Below are 15,571 nucleotides of genomic sequence, written 5' to 3'. Positions count from 1 at the left end.
CGGGTGGCGTCCTGCTAGTGAGGCACCGCTCGCGGCTTTCCCGACCGCCGACTGACATGACGTCGACACGTCTAGCCACCGCGCGTCTCACCGAACGCGTGTGCCAACAGGGCGATGCCCATGCCGCGCTTGCGCTGCTCGATCAGAGCATCGTATTGCGGCATCGGCGCATCGCGTTGATTCGCTATCTCCTTGCACAGCAGTTGGGCGCGCCGCTGCAGTCGCGGCATCACGAATACGTTGAGAAGATCGCCGCTCGTTTGAGTGCGGATGCGCTCGCGCGGATTGCCGGCGCTGCGCGGGCGCGGTTGCGGCCCTAACGACGCCCTCGTTCCATCCCGATGACGTATTCCTTCTATGTGGCCGATTTATGTCGGCGTCTACTGAATACGCACTGATCGGAACGTCCACGCGGCAGCCGCCGCATCAACGAGGGCATGACATGTCTACCGTTTTTCAGCCTCGCGCGAGCGCAGCCGCCAGACTCGAACGTCTGCCGTTCTCCGGATATCACCGGACCATTTTCATCATCATCGCGATCGCGTTCTTTTTTGACTCGGTCGATCTCGGCACGATGACCTTCGTGCTCGGTTCGATCAAGAGCGAATTTCATCTGTCGAGCGCGACGGCAGGGTTGGTTGCGAGTGCGAGCTTCTTCGGTATGGTGATCGGCGCGGCGGTTGCCGGATTGCTGGCCGATCGCTTCGGACGGCGCCCCGTATTTCAGTGGAGCATGGTGCTGTGGGGGCTCGCGTCGTATCTGTGCTCGACCGCGCAGAGCGTCGAGTCGCTGATTTTCTATCGCGTGCTGCTCGGTTTTGGCATGGGCATGGAGTTTCCCATTGCGCAGACGCTCCTGTCCGAATTTGTGCCTGCCAAGTCACGGGGACGACTGATCGCGTTGATGGATGGCTTCTGGCCGCTCGGGTTTATCACGGCAGGCGTGGTGTCGTATTTCGTGTTGCCGGCGTTTGGGTGGCGCACGGAGTTCGCGTTGCTGGCGATTCCCGCCGTGTTCGTGCTGATCGTGCGCCGCGTCGTGCCGGAATCGCCGCGCTGGCTGGAGCATCGCGGACGCCTCGCCGAGGCGGACAAGATCCTCGCCGAGGTCGAAGTGAAGGTGATGAAAGCGGCCGGACTGAGCCAGTTGCGCGCACCGGTGATGCTGCAGGAACCGCCTGCAGCGAAGGGCACCAGTGCGTTCCGCGAGATCTGGAGCGTGGCCTACCGGCGTCGCACGATCATGGTGTGGACGTTGTGGTTCTTTGCGTTGCTCGGTTTTTATGGGCTCACGTCGTGGCTCGGTGCGTTGATGCAACAAGCGGGTTTCGCTGTGACGAAGTCGGTGCTGTATACGGTACTGATTTCGCTCGGCGGGATTCCGGGTTTTATCTGCGCTGCGTGGCTCGTGGAGCGCTGGGGACGTAAGCCGACCTGTATCGCGTCGCTGGCGGGCAGCGCGGTGATGGCGTATGTCTACGGGCAAACCGCGCTGCACGCGCAAACGCCGACGCTGCTGATTTGCGCCGGACTTGCGATGCAGTTTTTTATGTTTGCGATGTGGGCGGTGCTTTACACCTATACGCCTGAGCTTTATGGCACGGGAGCGCGGGCTACGGGGTCTGGGTTTGCGTCAGCGATTGGACGTGTGGGCTCGTTGATCGGGCCTTATGTAGTCGGCGTGGTGTTGCCGATGTTCGGGCAAGGCGGCGTGTTTTCGCTTGGCGCGATGTGTTTTGTGATCGCTGCCGCGGCAGTATGGATCATGGGGATCGAGACGCGTGGGCTGGCGTTGGAGACCTTGGTGTCGGAAGCGGTCGAGCCGGACGCGCAGGGAGTGTTGAGTCCTGCGCGGGAGTGACGCTTACCGAGTGTCCAGTCTCGTCTGAGAATAACCGCTTACCCTCTGAGCGAACACGAAAAAAGCCGCGAAATGTTCGCGGCTTTTTTACTTCCGGTGGGGGCGGCTGTCGGTGTCGACGCGGATTAGACCGCCGCTACTTCCCGCTTCCGTGAAACCGCTCCATTCGCCACGAAGTACGGCGTCTCCACCCGCTCCAGCGCCTCCCGCCCGCGAATCCGATCGGCGATCTTCTCCGCAAGCATGATCGTCGGCGCGTTCAGATTGCCGGTTGTGATCTGCGGCATGATCGACGCATCGACGACGCGTAGCGCGTCAAGCCCATGCACGCGTCCCTCGCTATCCACCACAGCCATATCGTCATAACCCATCTTGCACGAGCACGACGGATGAAACGCGGTCTCCGCACGCATGCGCACAAACGCGTCGAGTTGCTCATCGGTGGTCAACTCCGCGCCCGGATTCAACTCACGCCCGCGATAACGATCGAGCGCAGGCTGCCGCATGATCTCGCGCGTAATACGGATCCCGTCACGGAATTCGCGCCAGTCGAGCGGATCGGCCATGTAATTGAACAGGATGCTCGGATGCGCCGCAGGATCGCGTGACGTGAGCTTCACGCGTCCACGGCTTGGCGAACGCATCGAGCCGACATGCGCCTGGAAACCGTGCATCTTGATCGCGTTGGAACCGTTGTAGTTGATCGCGACGGGCAGGAAGTGATACTGGATGTTCGGCCACAGGTCCTCATCGCGGGTACGGATGAAGCCGCCCGCTTCGAACTGATTGCTCGCCCCAATACCCGTGCCGTTAAACATCCATTCAAGCCCGATGGCAGGTTGATTCCACCATTGCAACGCGGGATACAGCGAAATCGGCTCCTTGCATTCGTACTGGATGTACATCTCCAGATGGTCCTGCAAGTTTTCACCGACACCAGGCAGATCGTGCACGAGTGGCACGTCAAGCTCGCGCAGCCACGTCGAACGGCCGACGCCTGAGCGTTGCAACAATTGCGGCGAGGCAATCGCGCCACTGCACACCAGCACTTCGCGGCGAGCGTGCGCTGTTTCGGCATTACCGTGATGCAGATACGTGACGCCAATCGCGCGCTTGCCGAGGAACAGCACGCGATCGGTCATGGCATGCGTCACGATGGTCAGATTCGGGCGTTTCTTCGCGCGATCCAGATAGCCGCGTGCGGTGCTGGCGCGTCGGCCGTTTGCCGTGACCGTGCGATCCATTGGGCCGAAGCCTTCCTGCTGGTAGCCGTTCAGGTCGTCGGTACGCGGGAAACCCGCCTGCACGCCGGCCTCGACCATCGCCGCGAACAAGGGATTGTTGCCCGGCTTGCTCGTCGTCACATGGACCGGGCCGTCGCCGCCGTGATACGCGTTTGCGCCGACATCGCGTGTTTCGGCTTTGCGGAAGTACGGCAGGCAATCCAGATAGGTCCAGTTTTCCAGCCCAGAACGCGTTGCCCAACCGTCGTAGTCGAGCGCATTGCCGCGGATATAGCACATGCCGTTGATCAGCGACGAACCACCGAGCCCCTTGCCGCGCCCGCACTCCATGCGTCGGTTGTTCATATGCGGCTCGGGGTCCGTTTCGTACGCCCAGTTGTAACGCCGACCCTGCAACGGATAGGCGAGGGCTGCGGGCATCTGCGTGCGGAAATCGAAACGGTAGTCGGGGCCGCCTGCTTCGAGGAGCAGCACGGTCACGTCCGCGTCTTCGGTCAGGCGCGAAGCGAGCACGTTGCCCGCTGAACCCGCGCCGACGATGATGTAGTCGTATTCGTTCGAAGCCATCGCCAACCCTCCTTAAAACACCGGTTGATACGGGCCGAGTTCGACCTGCACGGACTTGATGCGCGTGTAGTGTTCGAGCGTGGTAATGCCGTTCTCACGGCCGACGCCCGATTGCTTGTAGCCACCTACCGGCATTTCCGCGGGTGACTCGCCCCAGGTGTTGATCCAGCAGATACCCGCTTCGAGCCGATGAATCACGCGATGCGCACGCGCCAGGTTCTCGGTGACAACGCCCGCAGCAAGACCGTAAGCGGTGTTATTGGCGCGCGAGATTGCTTCGTCTTCGTCATCGAAAACGAGGATGCTCATCACCGGGCCGAAGATTTCTTCGCGCACGATACGCATGTCGTCATGGCAGCCGGTGAAAACCGTCGGCTCGACGTACTGGCCGTTGCCGAAGTGGCCTTCCGTCAGCCGCTTGCCGCCTGCGAGGAGCCGCGCGCCGTCCTGCACGCCGCTTTCGATGTAGGCGAGCACTTTCTGCAATTGCGCGGCGCTGACCAGCGGGCCGAAGTTGGTGTCGGCGTCCGTGGGTGCGCCGACGCGAATCCGCCTCACACGTTCCAGCACCAGCGCTTCGAATCGTTCCAGCACGCTACGCTGCACAAAGACGCGTGTGCCGTTCGTGCAGACCTGGCCGGAGCTGAAGAAGTTGGCGCTCATCGCGATGTCGGCGGCACGTCCGAGGTTGGCGTCGTCGAATACGAGCAGGGGGGACTTGCCGCCCAGTTCCATCGTCACTTCTTTCAACGACGAGGCGCCTGCCAGCGACATCACCTTCTTGCCCGTTTCAACGCCGCCGGTGAACGAGATCTTCTCGATGTCGGGATGTGCGGCGAGCATCGCCCCCACGCGGCCGTCGCCTTGCACGACGTTGAACACACCGGCTGGTACACCGGCTTCGGTATAAATCTCGGCGAGTTTCAATGCGGACAGCGGAGTGATTTCGCTCGGCTTGAAGATCATCGCATTGCCGGCTGCCAACGCGGGCGCCGATTTCCAGCATGCGATCTGGATTGGGTAATTCCATGCGCCGATACCTGCGCACACGCCCAGCGGTTCACGCCGCGTATAAACAAACGAAGAGGGCCGCAACGGAATCTGCTGACCTTCAATCGCGGTCGCCAACCCTGCGTAGTACTCGATCACGTCCGCGCCGGTGACGATATCGACCGCCCGAGTCTCCGCAATCGCCTTGCCGGTGTCGCGTGTTTCGAGTGCGGCGAGTTCGTCATTGCGTTCACGCAGGATCTCGACCGCGCGGCGCAGGATGCGCGAGCGCTGCATCGCCGTGAGCGCGGCCCACTCGCGTTGACCATCACGTGCCGATTGCACGGCGCGATCCACGTCCGCCGCTGAGGCTTGTTGCACGGCGGCGAGCGTTTCTCCCGTGGCGGGGTCGAGCGTGTCGAAGGTCTCGCCGCTGGTCGCGTCGACGTAGGCGCCGCCTATATAGAGACGTTGCGTTTCGAATACCGCCATGAGTTGCTCCTTTTTTCGGAAATGTTCGCTGGTCTAGTTACGTGCTTCCAGCACCAGATCGATGTATTCGTTTGCCATGCGCAGTGCAGCCTTGGTATCAAACGGCTCACCGGACAAAGCGCCACGCAGCCATAGCCCATCGATCAGTGCCGCGAGGCCGCTCGCCGCACGGCGCGCCGCCGGACGTGGCAGCGCTTTGGAAAAATCCGCGCACAGGTTCGAGTTCAAGCGCCGCGTGTTTACGTATTGCAGCCGGCGCAATTGCGGCTTGTGCATGCTCTCGGACCAGAACGCGAGCCACGTTTTCATGACGGGGCCGCTGGTCTGCTCGGCGTCGAAATTCGCCGCGACGACCGCGCGCAATTTCGAACGTGGATCGGCCTTCGCCGCACGACGACGTCTCGACGTGGCTTGCCACAGATCGCGCAGCACGTGGCGCATGGTGGCTTCGAGCAAACCGTCCTTGTCGCCAAAATAGTGGCTGACGATGCCGGTGGAAATGCTCGCGCGCTGCGCGACCGAAGCGAGCGTCGCACCGGCGAGACCAGTCTGGTCGATGGTCAGCAGCGTTGCGTCGATCAGCTGGGCGCGGCGGATTTCGCGCATTCCAAGTTTGGGCATGGGGCTGGAGGCGGCGGGCGCAGGCCAGCCGCCCAAGTGTTCGATGGGGAATACTAGTTTTTTTATATTGAACGGTCAATCAATAAAAACCGGGTTGCATCAACGTGGGCATGGGTTGCGCCCGGCGTGTCGGTTCCTGCCAAACCGGTGTCGTGTTCGGTACATGTCCTTTGTTTCAGCGGGCGCTACGCTCGTTGAACGGCGCGTCACGTAGAGTCAGACGCGCCGCTCACGAGATATGGAGACAGACAAATGAGCAGCAATCGCGGTGTCGTGTATCTAGGGCAGGGCAAGGTGGAAGTGCAGTCGATCGACTTTCCGAAGATGGTCGATCCGCGTGGCCGGTCAATCGGTCACGGCGTGATCCTGAAGGTGGTAAGCACAAATATTTGCGGCTCCGATCAGCACATGGTGCGTGGCCGCACGACCGCCGAGGTCGGCCTGGTACTCGGCCACGAGATCACCGGCGAGGTGATCGAGGTGGGCCGCGATGTTGAAACGTTGAAGGTTGGCGACCTGGTGTCGGTACCGTTCAACGTCGCTTGCGGACGCTGTCCGACCTGCAAGGCGCAGCACACCGGCGTGTGTTTGAATGTGAATCCGTCGCGGGCGGGCGGCGCTTATGGCTACGTCGACATGGGTGGCTGGATCGGCGGCCAGGCCGAGTATGTGCTGGTGCCGTACGCCGACTTCAATCTGCTGAAATTCCCCGACTACGCGCAGGCGATGTCGAAAATCCGCGACTTGACGTGTCTGTCCGACATTCTGCCGACCGGCTATCACGGCGCGGTGATGGCAGGCGTGAAGCCTGGCGCTACCGTTTATATCGCGGGCGCGGGGCCGGTGGGGATGGCGGCGGCTGCATCCGCACGCTTGCTGGGCGCAGCCTGCACGATCGTTGGCGATATGAATGAGGCGCGTCTCGCGCATGCTCGCAAGATGGGTTTCCAGACCATCGACCTGTCGAAGGACGCGACGCTCGGCGAGCAGATCGAACAGATTCTCGGCAAGCCCGAAGTGGATTGCGCGGTGGACTGCGTCGGTTTCGAGGCGCACGGTCACGGCAGCAGCGGCTCGCACGAGGAAGCACCAGCCACGGTGCTTAATTCGCTGATGGAAATCACGCGTGCCGCGGGCGCGATCGGCATTCCGGGCCTGTATGTAACGGACGATCCGGGCGCCACCGATGCCGCTGCCCGCAAAGGCAGCCTGAGCATCCGCTTCGGCCTCGGCTGGGCCAAGTCGCACTCGTTCCACACGGGGCAGACGCCGGTGATGAAGTACAACCACAATCTGATGCAGGCGATCCTGTGGGACCGGCTGCCGATTGCGGATATCGTGAACGTGACGGTCGTCTCGCTCGATCAGGCCCCGGACGGTTACCGGCAGTTCGATGGCGGCGCGCCGAAGAAGTTTGTGATCGACCCGCACGGGTTGCTGAAAGCGGCTTGATGGCGCGGAAAGGGACCGCGTTCGCGGTCCCTTCAATCAGCGAGGTATTCGACTCAAGCCGCGAGCACCGGCACTGCGGCCAGCGACGGCGCCTGCTTGCGCCGTTCGCGCGTCGGCGCGGTGCCGAACGCATCGCGGTAGCTCTTCGAGAAGTGGCAAGCCGACTGGAAACCGCAAGCCATCGTGATGTGCATGATCGACATGTCGGTCTGCAGCAGCAACTCGCGGGCGCGCCGCAAGCGCAGCGTCAGATAGTAATGCGTCGGCGTCATTCCCAGATGTTCGCGGAACAGGCGCTGCAATTGCCGTTGCGACATGCCGGCGAGTCGTGCGAGTTCTTCGCGCGAAAGCGGCTCTTCGATGTTGTTCTCCATCAGCGAGATCACTTCGAAGAGAGACTTATTGGCCGAACCGAGCCGCGCCACCAGCGGCATTTTCTGTTGTGCGCTGTTATCGCGCACATGTTCGACGATGAACTGCTCCGCGATCTGCGTGACGCGCGCTGTACCGACCCGCGGCGTGATCAGGTTGAGCATCATGTCGAGCGGCGCCACGCCACCCGTGCACGTAACGCGATCGCGATCGATCACGAACAGTTCTTTCAGAAAACGCGTGTCGGGAAACTCTTCCTTGAGTGCCGACATGTTCTCCCAGTGAATCGCGCACGCGTAACCGGCCAGCAAGCCGGCGCGCGCCAGCGCATAAGTGCCGGTGCACAGGCTGCCGAGCACGCTGCCCATGCGGGCGAAGCGGCGCAGCGCAACGAGATGGGCAGGGGTGGTGGCGCGCTGCACGTCGATGCCGCCGACCACGAACACGATGTCCGGCTGACCGACAGACTCGACCGGACCCGTATCGACCGAGAGGCCGTTGCTCGCCGTCACCGGGCCGCCTTCGGGGCTCACGATCGACCAGCGGTAAAGCGTTTGTCCAGTCAGGTAGTTCGCCATGCGGAGAACTTCGATCGCGTTGGTGAACGCGATCATCGTGAAGTTCGGCACCGGCATGAATGCAAAGTGCGACAACGACGCCGTGCGATCGGTGGACATGGGGGAAATGATTCCTTCGAATCTGTAATGTCGCGTCGCCGTGGGGAGCAGCGACTCCTGCAATTTTGAGTACTAGCGCAACTAACGTGCCATCAGGCTAAACCCTCGGTTGCGCATCAATACAGTCGGATCGCTCAACGAACAGCACCAGAACGGAGCTACCCGAGCCCACACGCGCACCCGAACTGCGCACAACGATCAGCTGCAGTGCAGCAAAAGCGCCAACCGCTAACGATCGTTCGAAACCTGCCATCGCGACTTGTCGAAAAAGGTCGCTCATGGCGGAAAAGGCAAAGAACGCGTCTGAATTCGTAAATTGGCGCGCGAGGCGAGAGTCAAGAATAGACCCAATGCAGACCGGTGGCAGCAGGGCTTCACAGCCCGATCAGCAGCCCGCTTCCGGTCCTTCGCCAACCACCCCACGGACCTTCCATGTCGAACCCGAATCCTTTCTTCGAAGAATCGCTGGCCACGCGTGACGCGGCGGTGCGCGGCGCCATTTTGAAAGAGCTGGAGCGCCAGCAGTCGCAAGTCGAATTGATCGCGTCGGAAAACATCGTGTCGCGCGCAGTGCTCGAAGCGCAAGGCTCGGTGCTGACCAACAAGTACGCGGAAGGGTATCCGGGCAAGCGCTATTACGGCGGGTGTGAATACGCCGACGTGATCGAAACGCTGGCGCTCGATCGCATCAAGCAGCTCTTCAACGCGAAGTTCGCCAACGTGCAGCCGCATTCCGGCGCGCAGGCCAACGGCGCGGTGATGCTCGCCCTGGTGAAGCCGGGCGACACGGTGCTCGGCATGTCGCTCGACGCGGGTGGCCACCTGACTCACGGCGCCAAGCCGGCGATGTCGGGTAAGTGGTTCAACGCGGTCCAATACGGCGTGAATCGCGACACGATGCTGATCGATTACGAGCAGATCGAAGAACTCGCGCAGCAGCACAAACCGGCGCTGCTGATCGCCGGCTTCTCGGCTTATCCGCGTGCGTTGGACTTCGCACGGCTGCGCGCAATCGCCGATGGCGTGGGCGCGAAGCTGATGGTGGATATGGCGCACATCGCCGGCATTATCGCGGCCGGGCGTCATCAGAATCCGGTCGAGCACGCGCACGTCGTCACATCGACCACGCACAAGACGTTGCGCGGTCCGCGCGGCGGCTTTGTACTGACGAATGACGAAGACATCGCCAAGAAGATCAACTCCGCCGTGTTCCCGGGCTTGCAGGGCGGCCCGCTGATGCATGTGATCGCCGGCAAGGCCGTTGCCTTCGGCGAGGCGCTGCAACCGGGTTTCAAAACCTACATCGATAACGTGCTCGCGAATGCGCAGGCACTCGGCGAAGTGCTGAAAGCGGGTGGCGTCGATCTGGTCACAGGCGGTACGGACAACCATTTGCTGCTGGTCGATCTGCGTCCAAAGGGCCTCAAAGGCAACCAGGTCGAACAGGCGCTGGAACGCGCGGGCATCACCTGCAATAAGAACGGCATTCCTTTCGACACCGAGAAGCCGACGGTCACCTCCGGCGTTCGCCTCGGCACACCCGCAGGCACGACGCGCGGCTTCGGCGTGAGCGAATTCCGTGAAGTCGGGCGGCTGATCGTCGAGGTGCTCGACGCGCTGCGAGATCACCCGGAAGGCCATGCCGCAACCGAACAACGCGTGCGCCGCGAGATTTTCGCGCTGTGCGAACGCTTTCCCATCTACTAAGCACGCCTGGAGCAAACGATGAGCACTCTGCACGACAACAGCATCATCATCGACGGTCTGAACATTTCGAAGTTCGAGCGCTCGGTGTTCGAGGACATGCGCAAGGGCGGCGTAACCGCGGTGAACTGCACGGTGTCGGTCTGGGAAAGCTTCCAGAAGACCGTCGACAACATCGCCGAGATGAAGCAACAGATCCGCGAATACGGCGAGATCCTGACGCTTGTGCGCACCACCGACGACATCCTGCGCGCGAAGAAAGAGAACAAGACTGGCATCATTTTCGGCTTCCAGAACGCGCATGCGTTCGAAGACAACCTCGGCTATATCGAGGCCTTCAAGGACCTCGGCGTGAACGTGGTCCAGCTTTGCTACAACACGCAGAATCTGGTCGGCACGGGCTGCTATGAACGCGACGGTGGCCTGTCGGGCTATGGCCGCGAAGTGATTCAGGAGATGAATCGCGTTGGCATCATGGTCGATCTTTCGCATGTGGGCGGCAAGACGTCGTCCGAAGCGATCGCGGCCTCGAACAAGCCGGTGTGCTACTCGCATTGCTGCCCGTCGGGGCTGAAAGAGCATCCGCGCAACAAGAGCGATGAGCAACTGAAAGAGATCGCTGACGCGGGCGGTTTCGTGGGCGTGACGATGTTCGCGCCGTTCTTGAAGCGCGGCCCGGACGCGACCGTCGAAGACTATATCGAAGCGATCGAATACGTGGTGAATCTGATCGGTGAAGACCAGGTTGGCATTGGCACGGACTTCACGCAAGGCTATAGCACTGAGTTCTTCGACTGGATCACACACGACAAGGGCCGTTATCGCCAGTTGACGAACTTCGGCAAGGTGGTGAATCCGGAAGGCATTCGCACGATCGGCGAGTTTCCGAACCTGACGGCCGCGATGGAACGCGCCGGTTGGAGCGAGACGCGCATCAAGAAGATCATGGGTGAAAACTGGGTACGCGTGTTCGGCGAAGTCTGGAAAGTTTGATTCGCCATCCACCGAACCTGAACCTATAAAAACGGAGCCCGCACATGCAACCCCAACTGCCTATCGACGTCGATCCGAACACCGGCGTCTGGACCACCGACGCGCTGCCGATGCTCTACGTGCCGCGTCATTTCTTCACGAACAACCACACGGCTGTCGAGGAAGCACTTGGTATCGACACGTATGCCGAGATTCTCTACAAAGCCGGCTACAAGTCCGCGTATTTCTGGTGTGACAAGGAAGCGAAACAGCACGGTATTGCCGGCATGGCGGTGTTCGAGCACTACCTGAACCGTCTGTCGCAGCGTGGCTGGGGCCTGTTCACGATCACGGAAGCCGATCCGTCGAGCTCGCATGCCCGCATTGAATTGCACCACTCGTCGTTCGTGCTCGCGCAGCCGGGCAAGGAAGGCAAGCTTTGCTACATGTTCGCCGGCTGGTTCGCGGGCGCGATGGACTGGGTCAACGACACCGCGCCGGATGGACAGCGCAAGGGTCCGCCGTCCCATTCGAAGGAAGCGCGCTGCGCGGCCGAAGGCCACGATCACTGCGTGTTCGAAGTGTCGCCGCTCGCGTCGTAAAAACGCACAAAGCCTATCTATTCCGAGGTCGATCGCGATGCGTTACCCGAACCTTTTCAAGCCTCTCACGCTGAACAAACTGACTTTGCGTAACCGCATCGTCAGCACCGCGCACGCTGAGGTGTATGCGGAACCGGGTGGTCTGCCCGGCGACCGCTATATCCGTTACTACGAAGAGAAGGCCAAGGGCGGCGTCGGCCTCGCCGTGTGCGGTGGCTCGAGCCCGGTGTCGATCGACAGCCCGCAAGGCTGGTGGAAGTCGGTGAATCTCTCGACCGACAAGATCATCGATCCGCTCGCGCGGCTCGCCGAAGCGATGCATCAGCACGGCGCGAAGATCATGATTCAGGCCACGCATATGGGGCGCCGCTCGGCGTTTCATGGCGAACACTGGCCGCATCTGATGTCGCCGTCGGGCGTGCGTGAGCCGGTGCACCGCGGCAATGCGAAGATCATCGAGGTCGAGGAAATCCGCCGCATCATCACGGACTTCGCGGCCGCCGCGAAGCGCGTGAAGGATGCAGGGATGGACGGCATCGAAATCTCGGCGGCCCACCAGCACCTGATCGATCAGTTCTGGAGCCCGCGCACGAATTTCCGTACCGACGAATGGGGCGGTTCACTCGAGAACCGCCTGCGCTTCGGCACGGAAGTATTGAAGGCCGTGCGCGAAGCGGTAGGCGCGGATTTTTGCGTCGGTCTGCGTATGTGTGGTGATGAATTCCATGAAGACGGTCTCGATCACGAACAGCTGAAAGAGATCGCCCAGGCGATGAGCGAAACCGGCCTGATCGATTACCTCGGCGTGATCGGTTCCGGTGCGGATACGCACAACACGCTGGCGAACTGCATGCCGCCGATGGCGCTGCCACCCGAGCCGTTCGTGCATCTCGCGGCCGGGATCAAGTCGGTGGTGAAGCTGCCGGTGATGCATGCGCAAAGCATCCGCGATGCGGGCCAGGCAGAACGTTTGCTCGCGAGCGGCATGGTCGATCTGGTCGGGATGACACGCGCACAGATCGCCGATCCGCATATGGTCATCAAGATCCGCGACGGTCGCGAGGACGAGATCAAGCAATGCGTCGGCGCGAACTATTGCATCGACCGCCAATACAACGGGTTGGACGTGCTGTGCGTGCAGAACGCCGCGACATCCCGCGAAGAAACCATGCCGCACGTGATCGCGAAGACACGTGGGCCGAAGCGCAAGGTGGTGGTGGTCGGCGCAGGCCCGGCTGGACTGGAAGCGGCGCGCGTGGCGAAGTCGCGCGGTCATGACGTGGTGCTGTTCGAGAAGAACGACTACGTCGGCGGTCAGATCATGCTGGCCGCGAAAGCGCCGCAGCGCGAGCAGATGGCGGGCATCGTGCGTTGGTTCGATATGGAAACGAAACGCCTCGGTGTCGATCGGCGTCTTGGCGTTGCGGCTGACGAAAAGACCATCATGGCCGAGAAGCCGGACATCGTCGTGTTGGCGACAGGCGGTTCGTCGTTCACGTCGCAAGTCGCGGCGTGGGGCGTCGAAGAAGGGCTCGCGGTCAGTTCATGGGATGTGCTGTCGGGCAAGGTCGAGCCGGGCAAGAACGTGCTGGTTTATGACGGCGTCAGCACGCACGCTGGCGCAGGCGTCGCGGATTTCATGTCGAGCCGCGGGTCGAACGTCGAGATCGTCACGCCTGACGTGAAGGTTGCCGATGACGTAGGCGGTACCACGTTCCCGATTTTTTATCGCCGCCTCTACGCGCAAGGTGTGATTCATACGCCTAACTACTGGCTCGACAAGGTGTACGAGGAAGACGGCAAGAAGATCGCTGTGATCCGCAACGAGTACACGGAAGAGCAGGAAGAGCGCGCGGTCGACCAGGTGGTGATTGAGAACGGCAGCACGCCAAACGACCAGCTCTACTGGACGCTCAAGCCCGAGTCGGTGAATCGCGGCCAGGTGGACGTGCACAAACTCTTTGCGTCCGAGCCGCAACCGTCGCTCAGCGAAGAACTCGGCAACGGCCGCTTCCTGCTGTTCCGCGTCGGCGACTGCATTTCCATGCACAACATTCACGGCGCGATCTATGACGCGCTGCGCCTTTGCAAGGATTTCTGACGATGAGCCCCGTGTTTGTCATCACTGTCCTGCTGTGGTTGTCGGTGGCGGGTCTCGCGTTCGCGCTCGCCAAACGCGCTGCCTATTGGCGTGAAGGCCGCGCCACGGCGGCGGGTGCGTACGGCTGGACCAATCTGCTGGCGATCCCGAAGCGCTATTTCGTCGACCTGCACCATGTGGTCGCTCGCGACCCGTACATCGCGAAGACGCACGTCGCGACGGCGGGCGGAGCGATCCTCGCGATGGCGCTGGTGTTCGTCAACTACGGTCTTGCGATCTACTCGCCGTGGCTCGACAAGCTGATCTTTCTAGCGGCGCTGGTGATGCTGGTCGGCGCGGTGTTCGTCTGGCGTCGGCGGCATGGCGCGAAGGCGGTGCCGGCACGGCTCTCGCGCGGGCCTTGGGATCATCTCCCGCTGCTGCTTGGGTCGTTCGCGCTCGGGTTGGCGCTCTTCATTGCGCTGCCGGCCGCGGCGATGTCGGGTGCTTTGGCGATTATCGTCGCGTTGCTGATCGCAGTCGGCGCGTTCACGATGACCTTCGGCGCGGCTCGCGGCGGTCCGATGAAGCATGCGCTCGCCGGGTTGCTGCACCTCGCGTTTCATCCACGTCAGGAGCGATTTGCCGAGCGCAACGATAACGATGTCGTGCCGCCGACTGCACTGAAGGTGCCGCTCCTCGACGCGAAGGAATACGGCGTAGGCAAGCCGGTCGAGTTCCGCTGGAACCAGTTGCTGAGCTTCGACGCCTGCGTGCAATGCGGCAAGTGCGAAGCAGCGTGCCCCGCGTTTGCCGCCGGGCAGCCACTCAATCCGAAGAAGCTGATTCAGGATCTTGTCACGGGCATGGTCGGTGGCACGGACGAAGCTTATGCCGGCAGCCCGACGCCTGGCATTCCGGTCGGCAAACACGGTGGCGCGCCGGGCAAGCCGCTCGTGTCGAGCCTGATCGAAGCGGATACGCTGTGGTCGTGCACCACTTGCCGCGCTTGCGTGCAGGAATGCCCAATGTTGATCGAGCATGTCGATGCGATCGTGGATATGCGCCGCAATCAGACCTTGGTCGAAGGCAGCGTACCGGGCAAAGGTCCGATCACGCTCGCCAATCTGCGCGAAACCGGTAGCTCGAACGGCTATGACATCGGCGCGCGTTACGACTGGGCGGTTGATTTGCAGGTACAGGTCGCGCAACCGGGTCGGCAGGTGGACGTGCTGTTGATTGCCGGTGAAGGCGCATTCGACATGCGCTATCAGCGCACGCTGCGTGCGCTGATCAAGGTGCTGAACCGGGCAGGGATCGACTACGCGGTGCTCGGTGGCGTCGAAACCGATACCGGCGATACGGCACGGCGCCTCGGCGACGAAGCGACCTTCCAGCAACTTGCTCAACGGCTGATCGGCACGCTCTCGCAGTACTCGTTCCGCAAGATCGTTACCGCCGATCCGCACGTGCTGCACAGCCTGCGCAACGAATATCGCGCACTCGGCGGTTTCTACGAGGTCCAGCATCACACGGCACTGATCGAAGAACTGGTTTCGAGCGGCAAGCTGTCGCCGAAGGCGGTCGCTGCGTTCGCGGACCGCAAGATCACGTACCACGATCCGTGCTATCTGGGCCGCTATAACGGTGAGACGGAAGCGCCGCGCCGCTTGCTGAAATCCATCGGTATCAAGGTGGTCGAGATGGAACGAAATGGTATGCGCGGACGTTGCTGCGGAGGCGGTGGTGGTGCACCGTTGACTGACATCCCCGGGAAAAAACGCATTCCGGACATCCGTATCGGCGACGCCCGCACGATCGGCGCCGAAATCGTCGCGGTGGGTTGCCCGAATTGCACGGCGATGCTCGAAGGCGTGGTCGGCCCGCGTCCGGAAGTGCTGGACGTCGCCGAACTGGTTGCAGCGGCGCTGGAGTAA

Annotated in this window: 12 protein-coding genes; 8 read left to right on the top strand and 4 right to left on the bottom strand. The window is 61.9% G+C overall.

Features of this window, described 5'->3' with window-relative positions:
• Positions 1 to 56 precede the first annotated feature (56 nt).
• Together BM438_RS35540 and BM438_RS35535 are read left to right on the top strand one after the other, a co-directional pair.
• Positions 57 to 320, top strand: coding sequence for an SET domain-containing protein (locus BM438_RS35540; RefSeq protein ID WP_093644457.1), 264 nt, complete (start codon positions 57 to 59; stop codon positions 318 to 320).
• 122 nt (positions 321 to 442) lie between these two features.
• On the top strand, positions 443 to 1,861 hold the full coding sequence (locus BM438_RS35535; protein WP_093644455.1) for an MFS transporter: 1,419 nt from the start codon (positions 443 to 445) through the stop codon (positions 1,859 to 1,861).
• 125 nt (positions 1,862 to 1,986) lie between these two features.
• Here BM438_RS35535 and betA read toward each other — a convergent pair whose 3' ends face one another.
• From betA to betI, 3 genes are read right to left on the bottom strand one after another with little or no spacing between them, the layout of a single operon-like run.
• Positions 1,987 to 3,672, bottom strand: a complete 1,686-nt coding sequence (betA, locus tag BM438_RS35530) for a choline dehydrogenase (protein WP_093644453.1) — start codon at positions 3,670 to 3,672, stop codon at positions 1,987 to 1,989.
• A gap of 12 nt (positions 3,673 to 3,684) precedes the next feature.
• A complete protein-coding gene (betB, locus tag BM438_RS35525) occupies positions 3,685 to 5,154 on the bottom strand; it encodes a betaine-aldehyde dehydrogenase (RefSeq protein ID WP_093644451.1) in 1,470 nt (489 codons plus the stop codon).
• Positions 5,155 to 5,187: 33 nt separating this feature from the next.
• Positions 5,188 to 5,775, bottom strand: coding sequence for a transcriptional regulator BetI (betI, locus tag BM438_RS35520; RefSeq protein WP_093644449.1), 588 nt, complete (start codon positions 5,773 to 5,775; stop codon positions 5,188 to 5,190).
• A 252-nt stretch (positions 5,776 to 6,027) separates the two neighbouring features.
• On the opposite strand from betI, the gene fdhA reads away from it, so the two are divergent.
• The gene (gene fdhA / locus BM438_RS35515; RefSeq protein WP_093644447.1) at positions 6,028 to 7,227 is read left to right on the top strand and encodes a formaldehyde dehydrogenase, glutathione-independent; all 1,200 of its coding nucleotides are present in this window, start codon (positions 6,028 to 6,030) and stop codon (positions 7,225 to 7,227) included.
• 53 nt (positions 7,228 to 7,280) lie between these two features.
• Here fdhA and BM438_RS35510 read toward each other — a convergent pair whose 3' ends face one another.
• Positions 7,281 to 8,276, bottom strand: a complete 996-nt coding sequence (locus BM438_RS35510) for a GlxA family transcriptional regulator (RefSeq protein WP_093644444.1) — start codon at positions 8,274 to 8,276, stop codon at positions 7,281 to 7,283.
• A gap of 432 nt (positions 8,277 to 8,708) precedes the next feature.
• Here BM438_RS35510 and BM438_RS35500 point away from each other — a divergent pair, with 432 nt between their 5' ends.
• From BM438_RS35500 to BM438_RS35480, 5 genes are read left to right on the top strand one after another with little or no spacing between them, the layout of a single operon-like run.
• The gene (locus tag BM438_RS35500) at positions 8,709 to 9,983 is read left to right on the top strand and encodes a serine hydroxymethyltransferase (RefSeq protein ID WP_093644440.1); all 1,275 of its coding nucleotides are present in this window, start codon (positions 8,709 to 8,711) and stop codon (positions 9,981 to 9,983) included.
• A gap of 18 nt (positions 9,984 to 10,001) precedes the next feature.
• A complete protein-coding gene (locus BM438_RS35495) occupies positions 10,002 to 10,973 on the top strand; it encodes a dipeptidase (protein WP_007177107.1) in 972 nt (323 codons plus the stop codon).
• 44 nt (positions 10,974 to 11,017) lie between these two features.
• Positions 11,018 to 11,554: a DUF5943 domain-containing protein gene (locus BM438_RS35490; RefSeq protein ID WP_093644438.1), complete on the top strand. Its 537-nt coding sequence runs from the start codon at positions 11,018 to 11,020 to the stop codon at positions 11,552 to 11,554.
• 37 nt (positions 11,555 to 11,591) lie between these two features.
• A complete protein-coding gene (locus tag BM438_RS35485) occupies positions 11,592 to 13,655 on the top strand; it encodes an NADH:flavin oxidoreductase (RefSeq protein WP_093644435.1) in 2,064 nt (687 codons plus the stop codon).
• Between the two features lie 2 nt (positions 13,656 to 13,657).
• On the top strand, positions 13,658 to 15,571 hold the full coding sequence (locus BM438_RS35480; protein WP_093644433.1) for a (Fe-S)-binding protein: 1,914 nt from the start codon (positions 13,658 to 13,660) through the stop codon (positions 15,569 to 15,571).

This window comes from Paraburkholderia aspalathi, from assembly GCF_900116445.1.
GTDB lineage: Bacteria > Pseudomonadota > Gammaproteobacteria > Burkholderiales > Burkholderiaceae > Paraburkholderia > Paraburkholderia aspalathi.
This window is presented reverse-complemented; position numbering and strand designations above follow the sequence as displayed.